At 41.4% G+C, this 6856-nt stretch carries 7 protein-coding genes; 3 read left to right on the plus strand and 4 right to left on the minus strand.

Annotated elements, in window-relative coordinates; translation table 11 throughout:
- Positions 1–220, minus strand: a 220-nt coding sequence (locus tag K8S13_RS25110; RefSeq protein WP_291466509.1) for a PAS domain-containing protein, incomplete at its 3' end; no start/stop codon positions are given.
- Between the two features lie 411 nt (positions 221–631).
- On the opposite strand from K8S13_RS25110, the gene K8S13_RS25115 reads away from it, so the two are divergent.
- Entirely contained in the window at positions 632–1141 is a 510-nt protein-coding gene (locus K8S13_RS25115) for a transposase (protein ID WP_291466511.1), read from the plus strand.
- Here the strand turns inward: K8S13_RS25115 and K8S13_RS25120 are convergent.
- The gene (locus K8S13_RS25120; RefSeq protein WP_291466513.1) at positions 1134–3377 is read right to left on the minus strand and encodes a cation-translocating P-type ATPase; all 2244 of its coding nucleotides are present in this window, start codon (positions 3375–3377) and stop codon (positions 1134–1136) included. The two genes, K8S13_RS25115 and K8S13_RS25120, sit on opposite strands and share 8 nt — an antisense overlap.
- Positions 3378–3492: 115 nt before the next feature.
- On the opposite strand from K8S13_RS25120, the gene K8S13_RS25125 reads away from it, so the two are divergent.
- Complete coding sequence (locus K8S13_RS25125; RefSeq protein WP_291466515.1) at positions 3493–4407, plus strand: AEC family transporter; 915 nt, start codon at positions 3493–3495, stop codon at positions 4405–4407.
- Between the two features lies 1 nt (position 4408).
- Here the strand turns inward: K8S13_RS25125 and K8S13_RS25130 are convergent, their stop codons facing one another.
- Together K8S13_RS25130 and K8S13_RS25135 are read right to left on the minus strand one after the other, a co-directional pair.
- The gene (locus tag K8S13_RS25130; protein ID WP_291466517.1) at positions 4409–5131 is read right to left on the minus strand and encodes a DapH/DapD/GlmU-related protein; all 723 of its coding nucleotides are present in this window, start codon (positions 5129–5131) and stop codon (positions 4409–4411) included.
- Positions 5128–6195, minus strand: coding sequence for a phenyltransferase domain-containing protein (locus tag K8S13_RS25135; protein ID WP_291466521.1), 1068 nt, complete (start codon positions 6193–6195; stop codon positions 5128–5130). The genes K8S13_RS25130 and K8S13_RS25135 overlap by 4 nt, the downstream gene beginning before the upstream one ends.
- Before the next feature lie 332 nt (positions 6196–6527).
- Between K8S13_RS25135 and K8S13_RS25140 the strand changes: the two genes are divergently transcribed.
- Positions 6528–6856, plus strand: a 329-nt coding sequence (locus K8S13_RS25140; RefSeq protein ID WP_291466519.1) for a 3-hydroxyacyl-CoA dehydrogenase NAD-binding domain-containing protein, incomplete at its 3' end; no start/stop codon positions are given.

The raw sequence follows: 6856 nt of genomic DNA on the forward strand, positions 1-6856 counted from the left end.
CAGGGGAGTATCCAAGAATCTTTTCAATCCTCTCTGAACAAAATGTATACCGTCCGTCAGAGTCCACTTCCCATATCCAATCAGTCATGCTTTCAACGATTCCGCGAACACGTTCTGCACTGTCCCTCAACGCCTTCTCCGTCCGCTTGCGATTAGATCCTGCACGCTCTAATTCCTGAATTCTTTTCTCTAATTCTTTATAAGTCGGTTTTTCAGCCATATAAAAACTCTTTATCAATAGAAATGAATTTGAGTATCGTAGCGGAATACCTGCCATATTCCGGGGACTTCCCAAACCATAAAAATAGCAGAATACTTTTGATGTTTCAGCAATTCCAATGAACATCACAATAATATATATTGTGGTGTAAAGCAAATTATATTGTAGAAATGAAGTTCAATGGAAGAACTCACAATCAAATGAGCCGATCCTGCATTCTACTTTATCAATAACTCTATTTGATCTTAAACATGAATTTTTAATTTTTTGAGATTACGAGCAAAATTACAGATAGGGTGTGGGTTGCAGGGAATCGTTGATTGCCCTGGAAAAAAATAATTTCCTGAAATGATTGAACATTTTTTCAATTCATGTAATGAATAGACATCGTCAATCCAAGTGAGGTAGCATATGAGTTTTAAATCAGACAATCAAACTCTTTCATTTTCCGACCTGGAATTGTCCCGGGAAAAAGCAAGAAACCATACGCTTGAATACTTAAAAAACCTTGATCAAAGCATTGGTTGGAGTCAAATTGAATCTACTCTGCTGGAAAACTATCCCACTGGAAAAAACAAAAAAGGACCCCAAGCCTATTCTCCCTTAATGCTATTCAAATGCCAGCTACTCAGAAACTGGTTTCAAATCAGATCTGATGTTGAGCTGGAAAGCCTGATTAATGACCGCTTCTCATTTAAAAAATTTATCGGCCTGCCATTGGGGAACTCCGCTCCTGACAGTTCAACCTTTTCAAGATTCAGGAAAAGGCTTACCCTGGAAAAATACGGCATGGTTCTATCAGATATTTCAGATCAATTATCCTGTAAAAATATTATTATTAACATGGGCAGTACAACGGACATTCGGGTCATCAAATCAAGCAGACCATCTGAAACAAAAAAAGAGATCCAGCCTAATTAATATCAGCATTATACAGCCGTAAACTGTTCGTCACCACTGATATACTGCTGACGGCCATGGCCAGGGCCGCTAAAATTGGATGAAGCTGTCTTAAAAATTCCGGGAACACGTCAAAAGGTGCCAGGATTCCAGCTGCAACCGGAATCAGGATAATATTATAAACAAATGCCAGAAATAAATTCTGCTTTATGGTGGCAATGGTTTTCCGGCTGATTTTTATGGCCTTGGGAATACCGGTTAGCTTCCCGCTTGAGAGAATCACATCCCCGGTTTCAATGGCCACATCGGTTCCCGTACCAATGGCAAATCCAATATCAGCCTGGGCAAGCGCCGGGGCATCATTGATTCCATCTCCCACCATCCCGACAAGGACATTATTTTGCTGAAATGCTTTCACTTTTCCGGATTTTTCTTCGGGCCTCACCTCTGCCTGCACATCATCCACACCCACTTCTTTGGCAATGGATCTGGCTGTCTGTAAATTATCTCCGGTCAGCATGACAACTTTAAGGTCTTCAACATGAAGTTCTTTAATGGCTTGTTTCGACTCGGGTTTCAACACATCAGAGACAGATATAACCCCCAGTACATCCTTGCCCTTTGCCAGCACCATGACGGTTCGGCCCTTATTCTGCAATTTGCGAATCAACTCCTGAATGGCATCCGGCATGCCTGAATCCTGTTCAAACCATTTGGGTTTACCAAACCTGAAAACCTGATTATCAAACTGTGCCTCAACCCCGAAACCGCTATGAGCCTTAAAATTTATCGGGTCATTCAATACCAGACCTTTTTCCTGTGCAAATGTGACAATGGCTTTTCCAAGGGGATGCTCAGATCCCTTTTCAATGGAAGCAGCAATGGTCAGAAGTTCATCGGAAGACAAGCCGGAAGTCCCGGCAGGAATCTGATCGACCACTGTGGGTTTGCCCATGGTTATCGTACCGGTTTTATCCAGTACAATGGTTTCAAGCTTGGCCGCATTTTCAAGGGCTTCACTTCTTTTAAACAAAATTCCGTTTTCAGCACCTTTACCCGTCCCCGCCATAATGGCTGTGGGGGTGGCAAGCCCTAAAGCACAAGGACATGCAATAACAAGAACGGCCACCATTCTGATCATTGAAGGGACAAACTCCCCGGTTATTCCCCACCAGATACCAAAAGTGATCAAAGCAATACTGATGACGGCAGGAACAAATACGGCTGCCACTTTATCTGCGAGAGCCTGTATCGGTGCTTTGCTGCCCTGTGCTTCCTGGACAAGGCGTATGATCTGGGACAGGGCTGTATCTTTTCCCACACGGGTGGCACAAAATTTTAAAAGTCCTTGGCCGTTAACCGTGCCTCCCGTTACCATATCATCTTTTTTCTTATCAACCGGAATGGGTTCTCCACTTAGCATGGATTCGTCAACAGCTGACCTGCCTTCGATAATGACCCCGTCAACCGGAATCCGTTCTCCGGGTCTGATCACGACGATATCACCCAGTTTGACTATGGATATGGGAATTTGCTTTTCTTCACCATTCTCCATGACAAAGGCCGTCTTTGGCTGAAGCCCAATCAATTTTTTTATGGCACCGCCTGTTTTTCCTTTGGTTCTGGCTTCAAGGAGCTTGCCGAATTTAATCAACGTAATAATCACGGCGGAAGTCTCAAAATAAACATGCCCGCCAAGCCCGGGCAACATAAGGATAGCCAGCGAATAAAAATAGGCCACAGAGGATCCTAACGCAATCAACACATCCATATTAGCGCTTTTATTTCTTAAATTCTTATAAGCGCCTACATAATAGTCAAGTCCCGTATAAAACTGAACCGGTGTCGCAAGAAAGAAAAAAAACCAATTAACCCATGAAGCATGACTCCATGAACCGATCAAACCAAAATCCCTTGACATGCTTATGATGAACAATGGCAGGGCAAAAACAACACCCACATAAAATTTTAGTGTCTGATTCTTGATTTCCGCATGCCTTGCAATCTCTTCCACATCTTCTTCATCCTGCCCCTCATCCACAACAATCAAATCAAACCCGATTTTTTTGATCTCTGAAACAATTGTATCTATGGAGACAATTGAAGGAATATAATCAATAAGCAGTCTTTGTGATGCAAAGTTTACCGATGCCGACACAACACCTTCCACTTTTTTATTTAAAGTTCGTTCTATATTTGCCGCACAATTAGCACAACTCATACCGGTAATGGGCAAATTCAAGGTCTTTTCACTCATACAACTCTCCCCAAAAATATAATTGATATCAGGTAATGCCCCTTTTCCTTGTTGCTTTAATATAATCATGAATAATTCATTTGCAAAAATGGTAATATTTCCATATTTTAGGCCAATGACCGTCCTGAATGCCATATTCCCGATATTTTCACTGCTTTTTCTTGGCAGTCTTCTTAAACACTTTAATATCACCAATGAAACATTCCTGAAAACTTCTGATAGACTGGTATACTTTATTTTTTTCCCTGTCATGCTGTTCTGGAAAATCGGAAGTTCAACTCCGGACAAGGGTGTCAGTCTTAATTTATGTCTTGCTGCCATTATGGCAGTGATCATTGTTTATCTTTTAAGTCTTGCAGCCATCCGGTTGTTTCATATCTCAAGTTTTCAGGCAGGCTCATTTTCCCAGGCCTGTTACCGGTTTAATACCTATATTGGCATGGCCATTGTCATGACTACTCTTGGAGAATCAGGTGTCAGATACTTTGGCATCCTGATCGGATTTGCCATCCCCATTATTAATATGCTGGCAGTTTCCACATTGATCTGGCACTCAGGAGAAAAGCAAATCTTTGGACAAAACCTCAAGGTTCTTTTAAAGGCATTGATTTCCAATCCCTTAATTCTGGGATGCGCTGCAGGAATTCTTTTTTCCAGGTCACAAGTTTCTTTCCCAATTTTTATTGACAACACCTTTAGCCTTATGACCGCTGTCACCATGCCTTTGGCCCTGATCTCCATCGGCGGTTCATTGACGCTTACAGGGCTCAAACATAATACTAAATTTTCCTTGATTGCATCTGGGCTAAAAATACTGATCCTGCCAGTGATTGGATTTTTTCTTTTAAAAATATTTTGTGTTACAGGAGTTCCTTTTAAAGCCGGTATGATTTTTTTCACACTGCCGACATCAACCGCCATATATGTGCTTTCCGCGCAGCTAAACAGTGATACTCAGCTTGCTTCTGCTGCAATCATGTTATCCACCCTGCTCTCTTTTATTTCCCTGTCTGTTGCTCTTTTAATTTGAATTAGACGTTCTTTTCCGGGAAAAAGAATGATTTGATCCATCCGAAAAACGTGTTGCCCTGAAGGAATTCTTTCTCTGTTGATTCAAGGAGATGTATCATTTTACTGGTATCTGAAAACCTGTCTTTCCGTGTGACGATGGGTTTATCCGGATCAAGTTGTTTAATGATTTTAGCTGGATTTCCGGCTGCAATCACATTGGCGGGTATATCACAAGTCACCACAGACCATGCACCGACAATACTGTTTGTGCCGATGGTCACTCCTTTACAGATGATTGCGCTGTCTCCAATCCATACATTTTCTTCAAGAATCCCGCAACTGACTTCTTTAGGCGGCATGGACCTGTCATAAATACCGTGCCAGTCTGAATCGGTAATATAGACATGGCTTGCCAGCATGCAGGAATCTGCAATGGATATGCTGTTGGCTGCACTGATCCTGACCCCGGGAGAAATCAGGACATGATCGCCGATGGTAATGCCGTTGATATCTTTTTTATCCGACCACACCGTCAACCGGGTCTTTTTATCAGAGCATCCTAAAAGGGTAATATTGTCCCCAATACTGACAGGCCCGCCAAAAACTTCAATATGCCAGGGTTTTACAATAAACGGATGTTTTCCAAGGGATTTCAACTGTGGGGAAAGCTTATGACGGATATAAAGATGCAAAAGTCTGTACCAGACTTTTTTGATATAATAAGGCCTGTAATCTTTTATCAATTGACCAATTCCGTATAAATAAATTCATCCCATGAAGTGTGCCTGAAAAGACCTGACGCAGGGGTTAAAGCATATAATGCATCTGCTGCCATAAGAACCACTGCATTGGTCCATGAAATTTTTTCTTCCGGCCAGATCACCATATCAGGGTAGGTGTACCCACACCAATATGTTTTATCATCATACAGTCTGTCCTGAATCCAGGAAAATACAATATTCGCTTTTTCAAACTGCCCCATACCAGACAAGGCAAGAACAAGTTCAGATGTTTCAGCAATGGTCACCCAGGGCTGGTCAGATACACATCTTACCCCTTGTCCGTCTATGACATACTTGTTCCAGTATTTTTCAATTCTGTGTTCTGCTGCTTCTCCTGTCAGCGCACCGCTTAATATGGGGTAAAACCAGTACATGGAAAACCTGGATTTGCTGACATTATAATTACGTGTGACCTTTAGGTTATGGATATTTTCCCTGATGGATCTTCCTAATTTTTCAAAAGATATTTCCCATGAAATCCTGCGCTTTCCAAGAATACCGGCAATTGCCAAAGCACATTTTAAACTCATAAAAATAGAACTTGCACCTGCCAGAAGAGACATGGGATCAACTTTACCTTCAGGGCTTTTAGCCCAATAAATCTCACCACCTTTTGCCTGCAGGCTGATGGCATAATTGATCCCTTTTTCCATTGTCGGCCACATTCGTTCAAGAAATGCCGTGTCCTTATTCATTAACCAGGTATGAAAAAGGCCTACTGAGATATAGGCTGCCATATGGGTTTCGCAGGTTCGATCCATGGGTTTTCCATTTATATAGGAAGAATACCATGAACCATCAGGATTCTGGATGTTTTTTAACCAGTCAAATGCGAGATATGATGCATCAAAGCTTTTTCCAATATTCAGGCCCATGATCGTTTCCACAAGATCCCAGGGGTCTGTTTTCCCATTCGCATGCCAGGGAATATCACCGGATTCCCTTTGAAGTGTCACAATAAAGCTGACAACTGAGTCTATGTTCAGGGTATCAGAAGATTTAATTTTGGGGCTTTTTAGCACGATAAAATGTCTCCGATTAAAAAATATCCTTAAAAATTACAGCGTCACCTTATCAGAGCCATTCTTTTTTTACAAGGAACATGAACTTCAATTCATGAATGAGTATTCATAATAATTTTTTTTTATTAAAGGATAGATCACGTGAATCAACTTTAAAAGGTTAATATATCTAACAGTTTGAAATTGAATGTAAATTTTTCTGATTAGCCTGGGGTTTATTCTAAATTATTTTTCTTGACACCCAAAGAATTATCTGTTAATCAAAAATGAATGCTCATTCATAACCTGAAGGTTACACATAAATTTATAACAAACCCTTGAATTAGGAGGAAATCATGATAAGAAAAGTCAGAAAGGCTGCAGTTATCGGGTCCGGAATCATGGGAGGCGGCATTGCTGCCCTTCTTGCCGCTGCCGGTGTAAAGGTACTGCTCCTGGATATCGTTCCATTTGATTTAAAAGACGAAGAAAAAAATGATCCGGCTGCCCGTAATCGGATGGTAAAAGCCGGGATTGATGCGGCATTGGCGTCAAGCCCCTCTCTGTTTTTCAATAAAAAAGATGCCGGACAGATTGCCATCGGCAACCTTGAAGATGACATTGAAAAACTGGCTGACTGTGACTGGATCATTGAAGTTGTTATTGAAAACCTTGGCATCAAAAG

It is taken from the genome of Desulfobacula sp. (assembly GCF_021107415.1).